This is a genomic window from Nocardia sp. NPDC055321, assembly GCF_053645575.1.
Window position 1 is genome coordinate 166055 of sequence record NZ_JBSHMS010000010.1, and the last position, 18340, is coordinate 184394.

Genomic DNA, 18340 nt, shown 5'->3' on the forward strand with positions numbered 1-18340 from the left:
GAGCGATCCGGTGCGGGGCGCGCGGGGGTGGCCGATGTGCATGGCGGCGACGCTAACAGCGGGTCCGCACGCGATCACCGGTTGCGCGCAGCACGAATGAAACCCTGGCGAGCGGCGGTGCCCGGAACTTTGCTGGGCGGATGCCTGTTCCCCCGCATGCCCGTGGCTATGAGAACTTCGCCGGCGAGATCGGCCGCACCACCGCCGAGTCGACGCCCGAATGGGTCTACCCGCCCGCCGCCCCCGCCGGCGCGCCCAACATCATCGTGGTCCTGGTCGACGATATGGGCTTCAGCGATATCGGGCCCTTCGGCTCGGAGATCGAGACCCCCACCCTGGACCGCCTGGCCGCCACGGGCCTGCGGCTCACCAACTTTCACACCACCCCGCTGTGCTCGCCGTCCCGGGCGGCGCTGCTGACCGGAGTGAATTCCCATCGCGCGGGCTTCGGTTTCGTCGCCAACGCCGATCCGGGATATCCGGGACTGCGCCTGGAACTCGCCGACGACGTGCTCACGCTGCCGGAGATCCTGCGCGCCAACGGATATGCCACCTACGCGGTCGGAAAGTGGCATCTGGTGCGTGATGCCACGCTGCATCCGGGCTCGCATCGCGATTCCTGGCCGACCCAGCGCGGATTCGACAGGTACTACGGGTCTCTGGAGGGCCTGAACTCCTTCTACCATCCGAATCAGCTGATCTCGGACAGCTCGGCGGTCGAGGTCGAGGAATTCCCCGAGGACTACTACCTGACCGACGATTACACCGATCGCGCCATCGGCTATCTCAAGGATCTGCGCGCGCACGACGCCGACAAGCCGTTCTTCCTCTACTTCGCGCACACCGCCATGCACGGGCCGTTGCAGGCCAAGCCCGCGGATCAGGCCAAGTACCGGGGCAGATACAAGGAGGGCTGGGATCGCCTGCGGCAGAGCCGATTCGCCGAGCAGCTCGCCCAGGGCCTGTTCCCGCCCGGGACACAGCAGAAGCCGCGCAACACCGAACCGGGATACGAAGCGCAGGAGTGGGATTCGCTGACCCCGGAGCAGCAGTCGCGTTTCGAGCGGTACATGGAGGTGTACGCGGGCATGGTCGACAGCATCGACCAGAGCCTGGGGCGCATCGTGGACACCCTCGAGCAGTTCGGCGAGCTGGACAACACGATCATCGTCTTCACCTCCGACAACGGCGGCACCGCCGAGGGCGGCCCGGAGGGCACCCGCACCTACTTCGCGCAGTTCGCCCAGGTGGACGAGCCCGACTGGGAACGCGACGTGCCGCACGACGACGAACTCATCGGCACGGCCCGGCTGGGCGTGCACTATCCGCGCGGCTGGGGGCAGGCGTCCAACACCCCGTTCCGCTTCTACAAGGGGCAGACGTTCGCGGGCGGCGTGCGGGTGCCGTTCGTGCTGTCCTGGCCCAAGGGCCTGCCGCGCACCGCGGGTGACGCGGGGGTGCGCCAGGAATACACCTACGTCACCGACCTGGCTCCCACGCTGCTGGAGCTGGCCGGACTAGAACGGCCGTCGGTGCGTAACGGCTTGCCCGCCAAGGATTTCGACGGCGTCTCCGCGGTGGATGTGCTGCGCGATCCGGGCGCGGTGTCCCGGCACGTGGAGCAGTACTCGGAGATGACCGGGCATCGCGGCTTCTACCGGGACGGCTGGAAACTGCTGGCGCTGCTGGAGCCCGCGCGCGGCATCGACGATCCGCGCTGGCAACTCTTCGACGTCCGCACCGATCCCACCGAGCTGCACGATCTGTCCGAGCGGTTCCCGGAGAAGGTGGCCGAGCTGGCCGCCGCCTGGGACGAGGCCGCGTGGAACAACACGGTGTTCCCGCTGCTCACCCGTCAGGATCTGGCGCGCCGGCGGCCCGAGGAGGCCAGGCTCACCGAGCGGGTCCGCATTCTGCCCGGCACCGCGACGCTCGAGCGGTACCGCTCGCAGCGCCTGATCGCGTACCGGGACTTCACCATCGCCGCCGAACTCGCCGGCTTCGAACCGGGTGACGAGGGCGTGCTGGTCTCGCACGGCGATCCGCTCGGCGGCTACGTGCTCTACGTGGAGAACGATCGCCTGACGTTCACCTACAACGCCTACGGCCGCGAGCACACCGTGGACGCCGGTCCCATCCCGGCGGGCAGCCGCCACCTGACCGTGTCGGCGACGGTTCGGCCGCACCTGCGCTGGGACTTCTCCCTCGGGATCGACGGGGTGCAGGCGGCCGTGCTGCCGGATCAGGTGCAGTTGGTCGGGATGGCCCCGTGGACGGGCATCACCGTCGGGCTCGATGCCCGCGGCCCGGTCTCCTGGGAGCTGCGCGAACGCCGCGGTGTCTTCCGCTACACGGGCGCGCTGCGCTCGATCACCTACCTGCCGGGCGCGGTCGGTGTACCGGAGGAGACCCAGCAGGCCCTGGACTCGGAGGCCGAGTTGATCGCCGAGTAGCGACCGGCGCCGAAAAGCTCAGCCGGACAGACGAACACCCGCCGGACACATGTGTCCGGCGGGTGTTTCGCTGTCGAATCGGATCCGGCCGAGGTCCGGTCGCGTTCCGTAATTTCCGGTTCCGCGCCGTGCGGGGTTCCGCCGGGCGGGAGTGGGCTGTGCTCCCGCCCGGCCGCCGGTCAGTCCGCGAGCTGGGCCTGGAACATCCAGCGATGCTCCTCGATCTTGGCCGTGATGGAGATGAACAGGTCCTGGGTCACCGGGTCGGCGGTCTCGGTGGCGGCGATGTGGCCGCGCAGGCGCTGGGTCAGCTTGTCGAGTACCTCGACGATGGCCGATACCGCTTCGTGCGTGCGCAGGTAGCCCGCGGGCAGCTGCGGCAGTCCCTTGGCCTCGGTCACCGTGGCGGTGCGGCCGTCGGGGGAAATACCCAGGGCCGCAGCGCGTTCGGCGACGGCGTCGGAGAACTCGCGGGCGCTGTCGACGACCTCGTCGAGGTGCAGGTGCACGGTCTTGAAGTCGCGCCCGACCACGTTCCAGTGCGCCTGCTTGGCCAGCAGCGACAGATCGATGAGATCGGTCAGCGCCGACTGCAGGGCCAGGCCGACCGCCTTCTGCTCGGCCTTACCCAGCGGGCTGGTGATCGGGGTCCGGGACAGTGTGGTGGTCATATCGCACTCCTTCTGAACGATGGTCGTTTTCTGGAATGACTCCAATCTAGCCCGTGATGGGCCGGGACGCCACCGATTCGTCCCACGACTTCGGTCACCTTCTGAAGGATGTGTGATCCAGACCGCGCCGCTGTGTCGGGGACCACTGCTAGCGTGCGGAGCGAAGTACCCGGCGGGACGGAGGCCGGGCGCACAACTGCAGAGGATGTACCGGTGGAACTGGGGAAAGACCCGCGCGACGGCGAGCATACGAACGCGGGCGCGACAGCCGATCACGCGCCGGGCAGGCGCTCACCGCACGGCACGGCCGAACTGCCCGCGGTGTGGGGACAACCGGCCCCGGCGGCCGCGGCACCGCCGCCCGCGAGCGAGCAGACCCCGAATTACCCACCGACGACACCGTTTCCGGCGCTGGGCAACGCCCCGGCCGCGAGCTCGACACCGACGCAGGGCGCCTACCCACCACCGCCCGCCGGCGGCTACGACCCCATGCCGCCGTTCCCGGCGGGCGGGGACGCGGGCTACGACTATCCCCCGAATCCGCACGGCTACAACCCCTATGGGCCGTACACGCCGGTTACGGTCATGCCCTCGGCGGTGAAGGCGGCGCGGGTGATCGCCTTCCTGTTCGGCGGATTGGGCATCGCGGTGATCGTCGCGGCGACGACCCTGGGCAACGCCTACCTCGCGGGTGCGGCGGTCGGCGGCTTCTTCGCCCCCATCGTGCTGGCCGGCCTGGCGTTCGCCTACGGTTCGGGCGGCAACGGACTGCGGGTGACCTCGATCGTCTTCGCGGTCATCACCGCGTTCATGGGACTCGGCGGGGCGGCGAGCCAGTCACCGCCCGGACCGCTGGGCTTCATCGTCGGAGTGGCCCTGGTGATCCTGCTGTCCGGGCGCAACGCCTCGGCCTGGTTCAAGCGGCCCAGGGACACCACGCCCGCGGCCTGAACCGCGCACACCGGCGGCGCGGGCGGCGACGGAGCACCTCCCCGCGCCGCGCGCCGCGACCGCGTGTCCCGACCGGATGGAATGGGGATTTACGGGCGCCCCGCGCCGCGGACGCGGTTCGAATGTCTGATTCGGGATGTCACACTCCGCATTTCGTACCGCGCGCCCGGTGCCGCCGAATTCAGTGGCGATTATTCAGCAAACGCGAATACCGACGAGTAATCCACGCCACTCCGAAGCGGCGACACGGTAGCCGGGTTGGCGGAAAATCGCGTACAGGTCCCCTTCCGAAACGTGTTAACAAATGTAAACCGCCGGAGAACCAGCCGTTTCCAAAGCATCACCGTGACACCTCCGGAACCCCTGGAACGGGCCGCATTTCAGCGGTTCACCCTCGGTAACCGCAGGTCACGCGCGATCACCGGGGGTATTGCCGCTATCGCGCAGTGACCGTGAGGTTGCGGCGATCTCACAACTCACCGGTGGCCGTCGCGCACTGTGAGAACATGGTTTTGATGCCCGCAATGTCGTCCCTACAGTCGAGCCAGCAGCCCGGTTTTTCTCACTCGATGGGGGCGTCATGGCTAACTCGCATACCGGAACTTCCTCCGCGGATGCACTTCTTCGACTGGGAAAGTACTTCAATCGCGGCGAGGTTTCCGGCGATCTGCGCACCCTGCATCGGGTGGGCGGGCGCGAGGCCGACGAGTTCTATCGTGATCGCTGGTCCCACGACAAGGTGGTGCGCTCCACGCACGGTGTGAACTGCACCGGTTCGTGCTCCTGGAAGATCTACGTCAAGGACGGCGTGATCACCTGGGAATCCCAGCAGACCGACTACCCCTCGGTGGGTTCGGACAAGCCCGAGTACGAGCCCCGCGGCTGCCCGCGCGGCGCGTCGTTCTCCTGGTACACCTACTCCCCCGCGCGCATCCGCTACCCGTACGTGCGCGGCGTGCTGCTGGAGCTGTACCGCGAGGCCAAGACCCGGCTCAAGGATCCGGTGCTGGCGTGGGAGTCCATCGTCGAGGATCCCGCGAAGGCCAAGTCCTACAAGTCCGCTCGCGGTCGCGGCGGCTTCGTGCGCGCCGAATGGTGGGAGGCCGCGGAGATGGCCGCCGCCGCCCACGTGCACACCATCAAGAAGTACGGCCCGGACCGCGTCGCCGGCTTCTCCCCGATTCCGGCCATGTCCATGGTCAGCCACGCCGTCGGCGCGCGCTTCATCTCGCTGATCGGCGGCTCCATGCTGTCGTTCTACGACTGGTACGCCGACCTGCCGGTGGCCTCGCCGCAGGTCTTCGGCGATCAGACCGACGTGCCCGAGTCCGCGGACTGGTTCGACGCCGGCTACCTCATCATGTGGGGCTCCAACGTCCCGGTGACCCGAACCCCGGACGCGCACTACATGACCGAGGCCCGCTACCGCGGCCAGAAGGTCGTGGTGGTCTCCCCGGACTACGCCGACAACACCAAGTTCGCCGACGAGTGGATGCCCGCGCGCCCCGGCACCGACGCCGCGCTGGCCATGGCCATGGGCCACGTCGTGCTCAACGAGTTCTTCGTCGCCAAGCGCACCGAGCGCTTCGACAACTACATCAAGCGCTACACCGACCTGCCGTACCTCATCACCTTGGAGGACAAGGACGGTGTCGCGGTACCGGGCAAGTTCCTCACCGCCGCCGATCTCGGAGAGACCGGCGAGGGCGTGGAATTCAAGCCGGTACTGCTGGACGGCGACGGAAATCCCCAGGTGCCCAACGGATCCCTCGGCGACCGCTTCACCGAAGCGGGCAAGGGCAAATGGAACCTGGACCTCGGGGACGTCGATCCCCTCCTGACTCTGCACGGTCGCACCGACGACGCTGCGGCCGTGCAGTTCCCCCGCTTCGACGAGCCCACCGCGGGCGTCCTCACCCGCGGTGTGCCGACCACCGTCGTGGCGGGTAAGCGGGTGACGACGGTGTTCGACCTGTTGCTGGCCCAGTACGGGGTAGCGCGATCGGGGCTGCCCGGCAGCTGGCCTACCGGCTACGACGATCCCAGCGAGCCGTACACACCGGCCTGGCAGGAACAGATCACCGGCGTCCCCGCCGTACAGGCGGCGCGTATCGCCCGCGAATTCGCCGACAACGCCGATAAATCCGGCGGGCGCTCGATGATCCTCATGGGCGCGGGCACCAACCACTGGTTCCACTCGGATCAGATCTACCGCGCCTTCTTCACCCTGACGCTGCTCACCGGCTGCCAGGGCGTGAACGGCGGCGGCTGGGCGCACTACGTGGGCCAGGAGAAGTGCCGGCCGGTAACCGGCTGGGCCACACTGGCTTTCGGGCTGGACTGGCAGCGGCCGCCGCGCCAGATGCAGGGCACCGTGTTCTGGTACCTGACCAACGACCAGTGGCGCTACGACCCCTTCACCTCCGAGGCGTTCGCCTCGCCGCTGGCCAAGGGCGAGTTCGCCGGGCGCACCGCCGCCGACAACATCGCGCTCGCAACGCGTTTGGGCTGGATGCCGTCCTACCCGACGCTCAATCGCAATCCCCTGGATCTGGCCGACGAGGCCGAGGCCGCGGGCACGAGCGCGGCCGACTACGTGGTCGAGGGACTGAAGTCCGGCGAGCTGCGCTTCGCCTGCGAGGATCCCGACGCCCCGGAGAACTTCCCGCGCGTGCTCACCGTGTGGCGCGCGAACCTGCTCGGCTCCTCGGGCAAGGGCAACGAGTACTTCCACAAGCATCTGCTGGGCGCGGACTCCAACCTGCAGACCGGCGAGGCCACCGGCGTGCGGCCGCAGGAGCTGGTCTGGCGCGAGGAGGGCGCGACCGGCAAGCTGGATCTGCTGCTGTCGCTGGACTTCCGCATGACCAGCACCACCATGTACTCCGACATCGTGCTGCCCGCCGCCACCTGGTACGAGAAGCACGATCTGTCCTCCACCGACATGCACCCCTTCGTGCACGCGTTCACCCCGGCCATCTCCCCGCCGTGGGAGACCCGCACCGACTTCGACGCCTTCCACCGCATCGCGCGCGGCTTCTCCTGGCTGGCCGAGAAGCACCTCGGCGTCCGCAAGGACATCGTGGCGGTGCCGCTGCAGCACGACACCGCCGACGCGCTGGCCCAGGCCGGTGGGCGCGTGCTGGATTGGAAGAAGGGCGAATGCGAGCCCGTTCCGGGTAAGACCATGCCCAAACTCGTGGTGGTGGAACGGAACTACCCCGCCGTGGCCGAGAAGATGGCGGCGCTGGGACCGCTGGTCGAGACGCTGGGGCTCACCACCAAGGGCGTGGTCACCCATCCGACCGAGGAGGTCGAGTACCTCAGGGGCCAGAACGGAACCGTCGTTTCCGGTGTGGCACAGGGGCGTCCGTCGCTGGCCAAGGACATCCACGCCGCCGAGACGATCCTCGCGCTGTCCGGCACCACCAACGGCCGCCTCGCCGTGGAGGGCTTCGAGGATCTCGAGGAGCGCACCGGCACCCAGCTGGCGGACCTGGCGGCCGAGCACGAGGGCAAGCGCATCACCTTCGCGGACACCCAGGCCCGGCCGGTGCCCGTCATCACCTCGCCCGAATGGTCGGGCAGCGAGACCGGCGGCCGCCGCTACTCGCCCTTCACGATCAACACCGAGCGACTCAAGCCCTGGCACACCCTCACCGGGCGCCAGCACTTCTACCTCGATCACGACTGGATGATCGAACTCGGCGAACAGCTGCCGATCTACCGGCCGCCGCTGGACATGACGGCGCTGTTCAGCGAGCCCGGCATCGGCTCGGTCAACGAGCACGGCGGGGTGACGGTGCGCTACCTGACCCCGCACTCCAAGTGGTCGATCCACTCGGCGTACCAGGACAACCTGCACATGCTCACGCTCTCGCGCGGCGGTCAGGCCATCTGGATGTCGAACGTCGACGCCGCGAAGATCGGTGTGTCGGACAACGATTGGATCGAGGCCGTCAACCGCAACGGCGTGGTGGTGGCCCGGGCGATCGTGTCGCACCGCATGCCCGAGGGCACGGTGTTCATGTACCACGCCCAGGACCGCACGGTGAACGTGCCGCGCATCGAGGGGCCGCCGACCACGGCGAACGGTAAGGGCGCCAACGGTTCCAACGGCAACGGCGCCGACAAGCCCGACGACTTCAAGGGTCGCGGCAAACGCGGCGGCATTCACAATGCGCTCACCCGCATCATGATCAAGCCCTCGCATCTCATCGGTGGTTACGCCCAGCAGTCCTTCGCGCTGAACTACCACGGCCCCACCGGAAATCAGCGCGACGAAGTGACGACGATTCGTAAGCGCTCGCAGGAAGTGGAGTACTGACATGCGCGTCATGGCACAGCTCGCGATGGTCATGAACCTCGACAAGTGCATCGGCTGCCACACCTGCTCGGTCACCTGCAAGCAGGCGTGGACCAACCGCGGCGGCACCGAGTACGTCTGGTTCAACAACGTGGAAACCCGTCCCGGACAGGGCTATCCGCGCCGGTACGAGGACCAGGAGAAGTGGAAGGGCGGGTGGACCCTCAACAAGAAGGGCAAACTCACCCTCAAGTCCGGCTCGCGGATGAAGCGACTGCTCAACATCTTCGCCAACCCGGATCTGCCCACGGTGTCGGACTACTACGACCCGTGGAGCTACGACTACGAGAACCTGCTCTCGGCGCCCGCCATGGACACCAGCCCGGTGGCCAAGCCCAAGTCGCTCATCACCGGTGAGGACGCCAAGGTCACCTGGGGCGCGAACTGGGACGACTCGCTGGGCTCGGGCCCCGAGCAGGTCGCCAAGGATCCGCTGCTCGGCAAGCTGGAGGACAAGGTCAAACTCGAATTCGAGGAGACCTTCATGTTCTACCTGCCGCGCATCTGCGAGCACTGCCTCAACCCCTCGTGCGCGGCGGCGTGCCCCTCGGGCGCCATCTACAAGCGCTCCGAGGACGGCATCGTGCTCGTCGACCAGGACAAGTGCCGCGGCTGGCGGCAGTGCGTGAGCAGCTGCCCGTACAAGAAGATCTACTTCAACCACAAGACGGGCAAGGCGGAGAAGTGCACCTTCTGCTACCCGCGCGTGGAGGTCGGCATCCCGACCGTGTGCTCGGAAACCTGTGTCGGGCGACTGCGGTACATCGGCGTCATGCTGTACGACGCCGATGCCGTACAGGCCGCGTGCGAGGTCAAGGACGACAAGGATCTGTACCCCGCGCAGCTGGGCGTCTTCCTCAATCCGCATGATCCGCGCGTGATCGCCGAGGCCGAACGGGCCGGGATCTCGCCGGAATGGATTCAGGCGGCCCAGGATTCGCCGTGCTACAAGCTCATCGTCGACTACCAGATCGCACTGCCGCTGCATCCGGAATACCGCACCATGCCGATGGTCTGGTACGTGCCGCCGCTGTCGCCGGTGGTGGACGTGCTGTCCGAGACCGGGCACGACGGCGAGAACGTCGACAATCTCTTCGGCGCCATCGACGCCCTGCGGATTCCGCTGGAATACCTGGCCGAACTCTTCACCGCCGGTGAACTCGGCCCGGTGCGCTCCTCGCTGCAACGGCTCGCGGGCATGCGCTCGTTCATGCGCTCGATCAACCTCGGCCAGGAACCCGATCTCACCATTCCGGATTCGGTGGGACTCGAGCCGGAGGAGATCGAGGCCATGTACCGGCTGCTGGCCATCGCCAAATACGAGCACCGGTACGTGATTCCGCAGGGCGCGACCTCGCGGGCGCACGAACTGGATTCGCTGGCCACCGGCTGCAGCCTCGACACCGACGGCGGGCCCGGCATGACGGCCTTCGACGTGATGGCGGAGAAGTTCCACCTCACCGATACCAACGGGGCCGCGCCGGAGGAGAAGTCCACGCGGATCAACCTGCTCAACTGGGACGGCAAGAACGCCTCGGGACTGCTGCCGGGACGCAACGGCTCGAACGGCAACGGCTCGAACGGCAACGGGCACAACGGGTCCGGAGCCAACGGCAACGGCAACGGTCATGGCGCCAACGGCAACGGCGGCACCGCGAACGAGCCCGGAGCCACCCTCCCGGCGGGAGCGACCCGATGAAGCTGTTCACCCTGCGCCGCCGGCCCGCACCGGCCGTCCCCGCCGTCGAGCACGACGCCCGGCTGGCCTGGCGGCTCGGCGCACTCCCGCTGGACTACCCGAACGCCCGGGCCGATCGTCGCCTCCCGGACGGCCCCGGGGCGGCGGCCGCCGAATCCACCGGAGTCACGCCATGAACCTGCTGAAACTGCGCAGGCGGCCCGAACCCGCCGTCGAGCTCTCGGACCGCGACCGGCGACTCGTCTGGCGGCTCGGCGCGCTGCTGCTGGACTATCCGAGCGTCACCGCCCTGGAGATGATCGGCGAACTGGCCGCAGCCGTGAGCGAGCTGCCGAATTCGGTACGCGTGCACCTGGACCCGATCATCGAGCACCTGCGCGCGGGCACGCCCATCGCGCTGGCGCGGGAGTACGTCGAGACCTTCGACATGCGCCGCCGGGCCAGCCTGCACCTGAGCTACTACGCGTACGGCGACACCCGCAAGCGCGGCATGGCGCTGCTGCGGTTCAAGCACGCCTACCGGCACGCGGGCATGGAACTCGGTGACGAGGAACTGCCCGACTTCCTGCCGGTACTGCTGGAATTCGCGGCCACCGTCGACCCGGTGGGCGGCGAACGCCTGCTCGGCGAACACGTCCCCGTGCTGGAACTCCTGCGACTCTCGCTGTCCGACAGCGGATCACCGTACGCCGGCGTTCTGGCCGCCGTCACCGCGACGCTGCCGCCGGTCACCACCGCCGACCGCAGGCGCATCGCCGAACTCGCCGCACAGGGACCGCCCGAGGAAGAAGTCGGCCTGGAGCCGTTCGCCATGGACCCCCTGTCCTTCACCGGAGCGGAAGGCCGCCGATGACCAGCACCCTGTGGATGACACTGCCCTACGTCGCCTTCACCTCGTTCGTGCTGGGCCACCTGTGGCGGTATCGCAACGACCAATTCGGCTGGACCACACGGTCTTCGCAGATCTACGAATCCCGGCTGCTGCGCCTGGGCAGTCCGCTGTTCCACTTCGGCATGCTCGGCGTCTTCGGCGGACACGTGCTGGGCGTACTGATCCCGGCCTCCTGGACCGCCGCCATCGGCATCTCCGATCACCTGTACCACGTGGTCGCGGTGTCGGCGGGCACCGTCGCGGGCGTCGCGGTCATCCTCGGCATCGCCATTCTGCTCTACCGGCGCTTCACGGTCTCGGCCGTGCGGCAGGCGACCACGACCAACGACAAGTTCATGTACGCCCTGCTGGCGGGTGCGCTCATCACGGGTCTGCTCAACACCGTGGGCAGCAACCTGCTGTGGGGCACGTACAACTACCGCGAGACCGTATCGCCCTGGTTCCGCAGTCTTTTCACCGCGCATCCGCAGCCGGAACTCATGGTGGGCACACCGTGGACCTTCCAGGCGCACGGGCTCATCGTGATCACCCTCATCGGGGTCTGGCCGTACACCCGGCTCGTGCACATGTTCAGCGCGCCGGTCGGCTACCTGGTGCGACCGTACGTGGTGTACCGCAGCCGGGAGACCAACGCGGTCGACAAGCGGCGCTTCGCCCGGGCCTGGGACTCCCCGGTGATCCCGCCCGAGCGCTGAGGATCGGCGCGCTACCAGCGTGCGGCGCGGGCCAGGCGGTGTGCCTCCTCGTTGAGGGGGTGGCCGTCGTGGCCCGCTATCCATTTGGCGCTGAAGGGAATCGCGCGGCCTATCGCGCGGTGCACGTAGTCCTGGACCGCGGCGGACACGGTGAACGGGAGCGTGTTGGCGGTCCGGTTGCGCAACGCCGCGTTCACGGCCTCCACCGCCTGATCGCAGTCGGACAGTATGCGCAGGCGGCGATCCGAGAGTTCGGGCGCGAGAGCGGCTTCGCAGATGGCGATGAGCTCGGACTCGACCGAGGACTTGCCGTCCACACACTTGCCGCCGCCACTGCGGCCGTCGGCGGTCACCCAGGCGTAGCCGCCCACCGGGCCGAACCCGGAGGCGTCGGTGGCCACCGCGAGCACGCCGGGGGCGGCGGGCGATACTCGCGGCAGCGCGCCGGAGGAGACCTCGCTGATCGACTGCCGGGAGGGATGCTCGCGCACCGCCAGGCGCAGGCGATCGGCGAGCGCGCTGCCGTCGACGGTGAAGGTGAATCCCTCGCGTTCCCAGGTACTCCGGTGTTCCCACACCACCGTGCGCACCCGATCCCACAGCTCGGCGTGCTCCTCGGCGATGCGGTCGGCGGCCGCGGCGCAGCACCATTCGCGGACCGAATCGGTGGCCGCGTTCACGCGGCCGGCGACCTCGTCCTTCATGGCGATGCAGCGGCGTACCGCCGCCCGGCGTTGCACCCGCAGGTCGGCGAGTTCCTCGTAGAGTTCTGCGACCCAGGTGAGCGCGAGTTCGAAGGAGGCGCCGCGCGCCTCACGCGCCACGGCCAGGGCGGCCTCGAGATCGGCGCGCAATTCCTCCTCGATGCCCTTGAACGCGCGTTCCCAGCGCTCCACCACCGCCGGGTCGTCCGAGCCCGCGACGTGCGCGCCGGAGATGACGCGGCGGATTCGCTCGACGAAGGCGTTCTGGTCGAGCGAAAGCAGCTGTTTCCCAGCGGGACTCGTCGTATCGACGAGCCAGCCGTAGCGCACCGCCCAGGCCCACCAGTCGTGCGAGGGCAGGCGCGTGCGTTCGGGGGCCAATCCGCATTCCAGGGACGCTTCCCCGAAGGCCGCCTCGTATTCGCGCGGCAGCAGCAGCCCCACCAGCCACCCGCACACCTGCTCGAATCCCTTGGGGCCCTCGCGGCGCAGCGGATGCTCCTCCGCGCGCACCTGTGCCATGGCCGTCAGCCGCAAACTCTCGGTGCGGTGCCACATGTCGGCCAGTTCCGCGCGCTCGGCCCGGCCCGCTTCACGCAGTTTGGCCAGGCTCAAATCCCGCATGAGCAGTGTCTCGAGATAGTGCAGCGCGTCGATGCGCCGTTCCCGCATCCCCGGATCGTGCAGCGCCGCCAGCAACTCCCCCGAGGCGGTCCCCTCCACCTCCTCCCAGCACGCATCCAACATGACATCGAAATCTCTTCGTAGAGAACCGATCCGCCCTGAGTCATCCCCGCCGTGTCCCACCTCCTTGACGTTAGCGTCCGAGCACGACACTTTTCGGCGCTTACACGAAAAAGCGCGAGACGCGACGGGGGTTCACACACCGCACCGCCGTGTCCCGCGCGCCGGGATTCGCCCGGTTCTCAGGTCATGCTCTCCCGCAGCCTCTTTCGGGCGATGCGCTCGGCGAGCAGCGGAAGGAAGGCTTCCACCTTCGCTTCCCGGGCGATGTACTCGTACGCCGACTGGACCGTGGCGTCCACGGTGTCGGCGGCCACCAGCTCGGTGAATTCGGTGTTCAGGCGGGTGGTGACCCGCTGCAGGGCGACCTGAACATCGGGGCTGAGCCCCGAGGACGGGTTCGAGGCATGTGCGACAGGCGTTTCAGTCATCGCGAACTCCGGCCGATTCGATCGGTAGAGATGTGCGATGGGGCCCGCACACCCATCAGTAGAGATTGCCTCCCCCACCTTGCGCCAACACGAACGCTCGGTGAACGACTGGTGAGCCGGGCCCCGCCTACCCGAAGCTCCCGGCGCGCAGAGCGGCGGTGAACGCGTCCCAGGCTCGCGGACCGAAGGTCAACGCCGGACCGCCACGGTCCTTCGAGTCACGCACGCCTACTTCGCCACCGGGATGGAAGGCGACTTCGACGCATTCCTGACCTCCGGCACTGTGGGTGGACTTGAACCACTCGGCGCGGTCCGACTCAACGCTCAAAGCCTCACTCCCCTGCCAACTCCCCCGCCCAGATACTCGCGGTGAATGCCTCCCACTGTCCGGGCGTGAAGGTCAGGGACGGACCGGAGGGACACTTGGAGTCACGCACACCAACCTCGCCATTTGCCAGGAAGGCGACTTCGACGCAGTCCGAGCCTCCCTGACTGAAGCTGGATTTGAACCACCGAGCATGGGCCACATCATCGTTCACTCTCGTGTCTCCTCGCTATTTCTCGCACCAGGTCGCGACTCGAACGAGCGTCCAGGCTTCTCTCTTGGAGCTTCTGGAATGCCTGGCGAAACAACAGAACATCCGTTCGCTTCTCCAAGTAGGCACTACCCGCGTAGCCCTCGCAATAGACCTGGGAGGGTTCCTGCTGCCGCTTGCCAGGGGTGACACGGCCGAAATCCATGATCGTGAACGGCGGCACCGCCGCGCCGAGTGGCGCACCCGCTCGGAACGGCATCACCCGAAGGTCGATGTTGTCGTGCGTTGAGATATCGGCGACGTGCCGACACTGCGCCGACATGATGTGCGGGTCTCCCACAACCGTTCTCAGCACGCTCTCGTGGAGAACCACGAGCGTCCGTGTCGGCTCGTGGGCCCGAGTCAGCGCATGCTGCCGCTGACTTCGGATTTGAATGCGTCGGTCGAGTTCGGCTTCTGTGTGATCCCGAAAGAAGAGCCGGTCGAGAGACCGCGCATAGTCGGTGGTTTGCAGCAGTCCGTGCATTATCAGTGGTTGGAAGATCGTCAATACGGTTGCGCTGGATTCCAACCCGACGTAGACATTGGCCCACACCGGAATCAGGTCGCCGTAGCCGTGCCACCACGTCTTGGCCGGTACCTGCTCCGCGTACCCCCTCGCGACGGCCGTCGTCTCGGCAGACACGCCGTACGCCTCGCACAGCGCCAGCACGTCCGTGAGTCTGATTCTCGCGGTCTCACCCCGCTCGAGTCGGCTCAGCGTAGGCCGACTCCATTGAACCAGCGCGGCGGCCTGCTCCAAATTCATTCCGGTAGCCGAGCGTTCCTCGCGCAGCAATCTGCCCAACTGCCGACGTGGCAACGTAGTCCCCGTGTCCTCTGACTCGCCGTCCCCCATCTCCCTGTCCTCTCACCAGGTCCGACAATTCTTCTCGATCCAAGAAAAACGGTAGGCCTAAATGGGAAGTCTGCTGGGCATTCACATCAATTTCGCGAACTCGCCACTCCCGGGGTCAGAGTGTCGGTGCGCGACTCACCGTTTACCCATGACATTCACCAGCAGGCTCGACAAGGCACAGATCGCGGTACTCGAATCGCTCGACCCGGGTGGGCTTCTCACCGTCGAGAGTCTTGCGGACGCGGCAACGCTGACCGCCTGGCGGACGCGCAACGCGGTGTCCAAGCTCAGCGCGCGAGGGCTCATTCTCGGACGGATGCAGCGTGGGGTGGGGGTGTGGCAGATCACCGAGCGGGGGCGGCGGACGTTGGCCGCGCGGGGGCGGTTCTACCGGTAGACGGCGGCCCGAGGCAGGGAGGGATGCGCATGGCGGGCGTGGTCGAGTTTGTTGTCATCGGAATATGCTGTGCTGCGGTGACATTCGCCGCTTGGCTGGGTACGGCTGACACCCGGGGGCCGGCGGGCGGGGGTGTGGAGGCGCCCTCGGTTCTCGCGAACGGGCGAGAGTTTCGGCGGGTGCCGGTGGGCAACCTTCATCGATTGCGGGGGCGGCACCGAGCGTGAGGCGGTGCGTCGCGGGGAACGGCATACGCCCCCGCGACGACTCCGATCAGCTCCCGGCGAGCTTCGCCAGGTTCGGGAAATTGCTGATCTCCCAGCCGCCGTCCACCACCAGCTCGGTACCGGTGATGTAGGACGCGTCATCGGAGGCCAGGAACAGGCAGGGGGCGGTGATCTGCTCGGGGGTCGCGGCCGCGCCCAGGGGAATCCGGTCCAGGAACATCTGTTTCGCGGGCTCGTAGGCCATCACCGCCGCAACCAGCGGGGTGTCCACCAGGCCGGGCAGGACCGAGTTCACCCGGATGCGGTGGGGCGCCAACTCCAGGGCGGCGTTCTTGGAGAACATCACCACGCCCGCCTTGCCGGTGGCGTAGGGGCTGCCGCCGGGCATCGGGATGCGGCCGTCCAGGGACGAGATGTTCACGATCGCACCGCCGTTGCCGCTGTCACGCATCAGGCGAGCCTCGTGCTTGGTGCACAGGAACACGCTCTTCTGCACCAGGTCGACGGTGAAATCCCAATCGGCCTCGGCCATGTCGGTGATCGCGCCGATCCGGGATCCGCCCGCGACGTTGAACGCCGCGTCCAGGCGCCCGAAGCGTTCGGCCGCGACGCCTATCGCGGCGGCCACCTGTGCCTCGGCCGTGACGTCGGCGGTCACCGGAACGAACGCGTCGCCGAGTTCGGCCGCCTTCTTCGCCAATCCGGGCTCGTCGATGTCCAGGCCGATCACGGACGCGCCCTCGGCGACCAGGGCGGTGGCCAGGGACGAACCGATGCCGGAGGCGGCGCCGGTCACGACGGCAACCTTGCCGCCGAATCTCGCAGTACTCATTGCGCTCTCTTCCTTGGGTCCGGGCATGCGCCGAACGCACATCCGGACCGGAAACTGCTGCTGGTCAGTGGATTTCGCTGCCCGCGCGGGGACCGGATCAGCGCCGGCCCGCGCGCAGGAACCGGCCGGTGCGCCGCTCGCCCAGGTGCGGCGACTTCTCTCCGCGGCCGAACACGTACTCGCCGTTGACGAGCACCGCGGTGACGGTGGCGTCGTTGCGATTGACCATGCGGGAGAGGTTGTCGTACTCGGGCACCACGCTCTCGGCATAGGCCTCGAGCGAGTCGTCGAGCCGGGCGGGATCCACGATCACCACGTCTGCCCGGTCGCCCGCGCGCAGATGCCCGGCATCCAGGTCGTACCAGTCCGCGAGTTCACCGGTGAGGCGGTGCACGGCGTGCTCGACGGTCATGAACGGCTTGCCGTCCCGCTGGGCCCGGTGCACGCGCCCGAGCAGGCGCAACCCGAAGTTGTAGAAGGCCATGTTGCGCAGATGCGCGCCGGCGTCCGAGAAGCCCAGTTGCACACCGGGATCCGCGGCCAGCCGATCCAGTACCTCGGGACGGTGATTGGAGATGGTGGTGTGCCAGCGCACCTTGGAACCGTGCTCCACCACCAGATCCAGGAAGGCGTCCACCGGGTGCAGACCGCCCCGGTCCAGGCCCACCTGCCCGAAGGTCTTCCCGATGACGCTCGCGTCGGGGCATTCGGTGATCTCGGCGTCGAAGAAGTCGCGGTGCCACACGCGCGGGCCGTACTTCTTGTCGTAATCCTTGCGGAACCAGCGCCGGTACTCCGGATCGGCCAGCAGGTCGCGTCGCTCGTCGAGCTGGTTGGACAGGTGCAGGGCCGCCGCACCGGAACCGAACTCCTCGAAGACGGGCAGGTCGATGCCGTCGGAGTAGACCTCGAACGGAACCGGCAGATGCTGCCAGCGGAAGTTGCCGCCGAGCCGGTTCACGATCTTGGCCAGCAGCGGGAAGATGTGCACCACACCCGGAATCGCCTTGATGTCGGCGGCCGAGAGCAGACTGACCTTGAGGTTCGGCCGCCCGATACCCAGCGAACTGGCCACCATGGCGATCAGACTCTGCGGGCGCGGCACATCGGGACCGCCCTGGAGCGCCCGATTACGCTCGCGCAGAATACGATTGAGCCGCCGCCGCTCCTTGGCCGTGGCGTAGGTCGACGGCAGGGTGCGCGAACGGCACACCTCACCGTCCAGCTTGTCGAACAGCAACTGCTGCGACGACATCCCCACGAATCCGGCGTCGAGAGCCTCGGACAGCTTGTGCTCCATGGCTTTCAGTTCGGCCTCGGTGGGCCGCACATCGGGCCGGGTGGCCCGATCCAGACCCAGCTGCGCGGCGCGAATATCCGAATGCCCGATGAACGCGGCGAGATTCGCGCCCAGCGGCAGCGACTCGAGCGCCGCCACGTAGCCGTGCGCGCTCCGCCAGGTCTTGAGCCCGTCCATCGCCGCCACCACGTGCTTGCGCGGGATGGCCTCCACCCGGCCGAACAGATCGCCGGCGTCGGGACCGTCCACGTGCACGGTGGACAGCGAGCACGAGCCGAGCAGGATCGTGGTCACGCCGTGCCGCACCGACTCCGACAGCGACGGGTCCAGCAGCACCTCCACGTCGTAGTGGGTGTGGATGTCCAGCATTCCGGGCATGACCCAGTGGCCGGCGGCGTCGATGACCCGGCCGCACCCGGTCTCGTCCAGGCCGCTGCCGATATCGGCGACCCGGCCGTCACGGATGCCGATATCTCGCACGGCCGACGGCGCGCCGGTGCCGTCGAACCAGCGCCCGCCCTTGATGAGGATGTCGTACACGGTC

General features: G+C 67.9%; 16 protein-coding genes. 8 read left to right on the forward strand and 8 right to left on the reverse strand.

The genetic code is table 11. From position 1 onward, the window contains the following. Positions 1–140: 140 nt before the first annotated feature. Positions 141–2453, forward strand: a complete 2313-nt coding sequence (locus tag ACWIGI_RS18090; protein ID WP_454203541.1) for an arylsulfatase — start codon at positions 141–143, stop codon at positions 2451–2453. A gap of 179 nt (positions 2454–2632) precedes the next feature. On the opposite strand, the gene ACWIGI_RS18095 is transcribed toward ACWIGI_RS18090, so the two are convergent. Beyond that, the gene (locus ACWIGI_RS18095) at positions 2633–3124 is read right to left on the reverse strand and encodes a Dps family protein (RefSeq protein ID WP_454203542.1); all 492 of its coding nucleotides are present in this window, start codon (positions 3122–3124) and stop codon (positions 2633–2635) included. A gap of 213 nt (positions 3125–3337) precedes the next feature. Between ACWIGI_RS18095 and ACWIGI_RS18100 the strand changes: the two genes are divergently transcribed. From ACWIGI_RS18100 to narI, 6 genes are all read left to right on the forward strand, one after another. Further along, positions 3338–4075, forward strand: a complete 738-nt coding sequence (locus ACWIGI_RS18100; RefSeq protein ID WP_454203543.1) for a hypothetical protein — start codon at positions 3338–3340, stop codon at positions 4073–4075. 580 nt (positions 4076–4655) lie between these two features. Further along, the gene (locus tag ACWIGI_RS18105; protein ID WP_454203544.1) at positions 4656–8402 is read left to right on the forward strand and encodes a nitrate reductase subunit alpha; all 3747 of its coding nucleotides are present in this window, start codon (positions 4656–4658) and stop codon (positions 8400–8402) included. A 10-nt stretch (positions 8403–8412) separates the two neighbouring features. Beyond that, a complete protein-coding gene (gene narH / locus ACWIGI_RS18110) occupies positions 8413–10140 on the forward strand; it encodes a nitrate reductase subunit beta (protein ID WP_454203663.1) in 1728 nt (575 codons plus the stop codon). Next, positions 10137–10316, forward strand: coding sequence for a hypothetical protein (locus ACWIGI_RS18115; RefSeq protein WP_454203545.1), 180 nt, complete (start codon positions 10137–10139; stop codon positions 10314–10316). Before narH ends, ACWIGI_RS18115 begins: the two co-directional genes overlap by 4 nt. Next, complete coding sequence (gene narJ / locus ACWIGI_RS18120) at positions 10313–10993, forward strand: nitrate reductase molybdenum cofactor assembly chaperone (RefSeq protein WP_454203546.1); 681 nt, start codon at positions 10313–10315, stop codon at positions 10991–10993. Before ACWIGI_RS18115 ends, narJ begins: the two co-directional genes overlap by 4 nt. Further along, positions 10990–11727, forward strand: a complete 738-nt coding sequence (gene narI, locus ACWIGI_RS18125; RefSeq protein WP_454203547.1) for a respiratory nitrate reductase subunit gamma — start codon at positions 10990–10992, stop codon at positions 11725–11727. The genes narJ and narI overlap by 4 nt, the downstream gene beginning before the upstream one ends. A gap of 11 nt (positions 11728–11738) precedes the next feature. Here the strand turns inward: narI and ACWIGI_RS18130 are convergent, their stop codons facing one another. The 5 genes from ACWIGI_RS18130 to ACWIGI_RS18150 form a co-directional block, all read right to left on the reverse strand. Continuing rightward, positions 11739–13178 (reverse strand): RNase H family protein, encoded by a 1440-nt coding sequence (locus ACWIGI_RS18130; protein ID WP_454203548.1) that lies wholly within the window; start codon positions 13176–13178, stop codon positions 11739–11741. Positions 13179–13357: 179 nt separating this feature from the next. Next, entirely contained in the window at positions 13358–13606 is a 249-nt protein-coding gene (locus tag ACWIGI_RS18135; RefSeq protein ID WP_454203549.1) for a three-helix bundle dimerization domain-containing protein, read from the reverse strand. A 127-nt stretch (positions 13607–13733) separates the two neighbouring features. Then, complete coding sequence (locus ACWIGI_RS18140) at positions 13734–13934, reverse strand: DUF397 domain-containing protein (protein ID WP_454203550.1); 201 nt, start codon at positions 13932–13934, stop codon at positions 13734–13736. 4 nt (positions 13935–13938) lie between these two features. After that, positions 13939–14145 (reverse strand): DUF397 domain-containing protein, encoded by a 207-nt coding sequence (locus tag ACWIGI_RS18145; protein ID WP_454203551.1) that lies wholly within the window; start codon positions 14143–14145, stop codon positions 13939–13941. Continuing rightward, on the reverse strand, positions 14135–15040 hold the full coding sequence (locus tag ACWIGI_RS18150; protein WP_454203552.1) for a helix-turn-helix domain-containing protein: 906 nt from the start codon (positions 15038–15040) through the stop codon (positions 14135–14137). Before ACWIGI_RS18150 ends, ACWIGI_RS18145 begins: the two co-directional genes overlap by 11 nt. Positions 15041–15188: 148 nt before the next feature. Here ACWIGI_RS18150 and ACWIGI_RS18155 point away from each other — a divergent pair, with 148 nt between their 5' ends. Continuing rightward, the gene (locus ACWIGI_RS18155; RefSeq protein ID WP_454203553.1) at positions 15189–15437 is read left to right on the forward strand and encodes a hypothetical protein; all 249 of its coding nucleotides are present in this window, start codon (positions 15189–15191) and stop codon (positions 15435–15437) included. 273 nt (positions 15438–15710) lie between these two features. Here ACWIGI_RS18155 and ACWIGI_RS18160 read toward each other — a convergent pair whose 3' ends face one another. Then, on the reverse strand, positions 15711–16496 hold the full coding sequence (locus tag ACWIGI_RS18160) for an SDR family NAD(P)-dependent oxidoreductase (protein WP_454203554.1): 786 nt from the start codon (positions 16494–16496) through the stop codon (positions 15711–15713). A 97-nt stretch (positions 16497–16593) separates the two neighbouring features. Then, positions 16594–18336 carry an N-acyl-D-amino-acid deacylase family protein gene (locus tag ACWIGI_RS18165; protein WP_454203555.1) on the reverse strand — a complete coding sequence of 581 codons (1743 nt, stop codon included), beginning with the start codon at positions 18334–18336 and terminating at the stop codon, positions 16594–16596. Positions 18337–18340 lie beyond the last annotated feature (4 nt).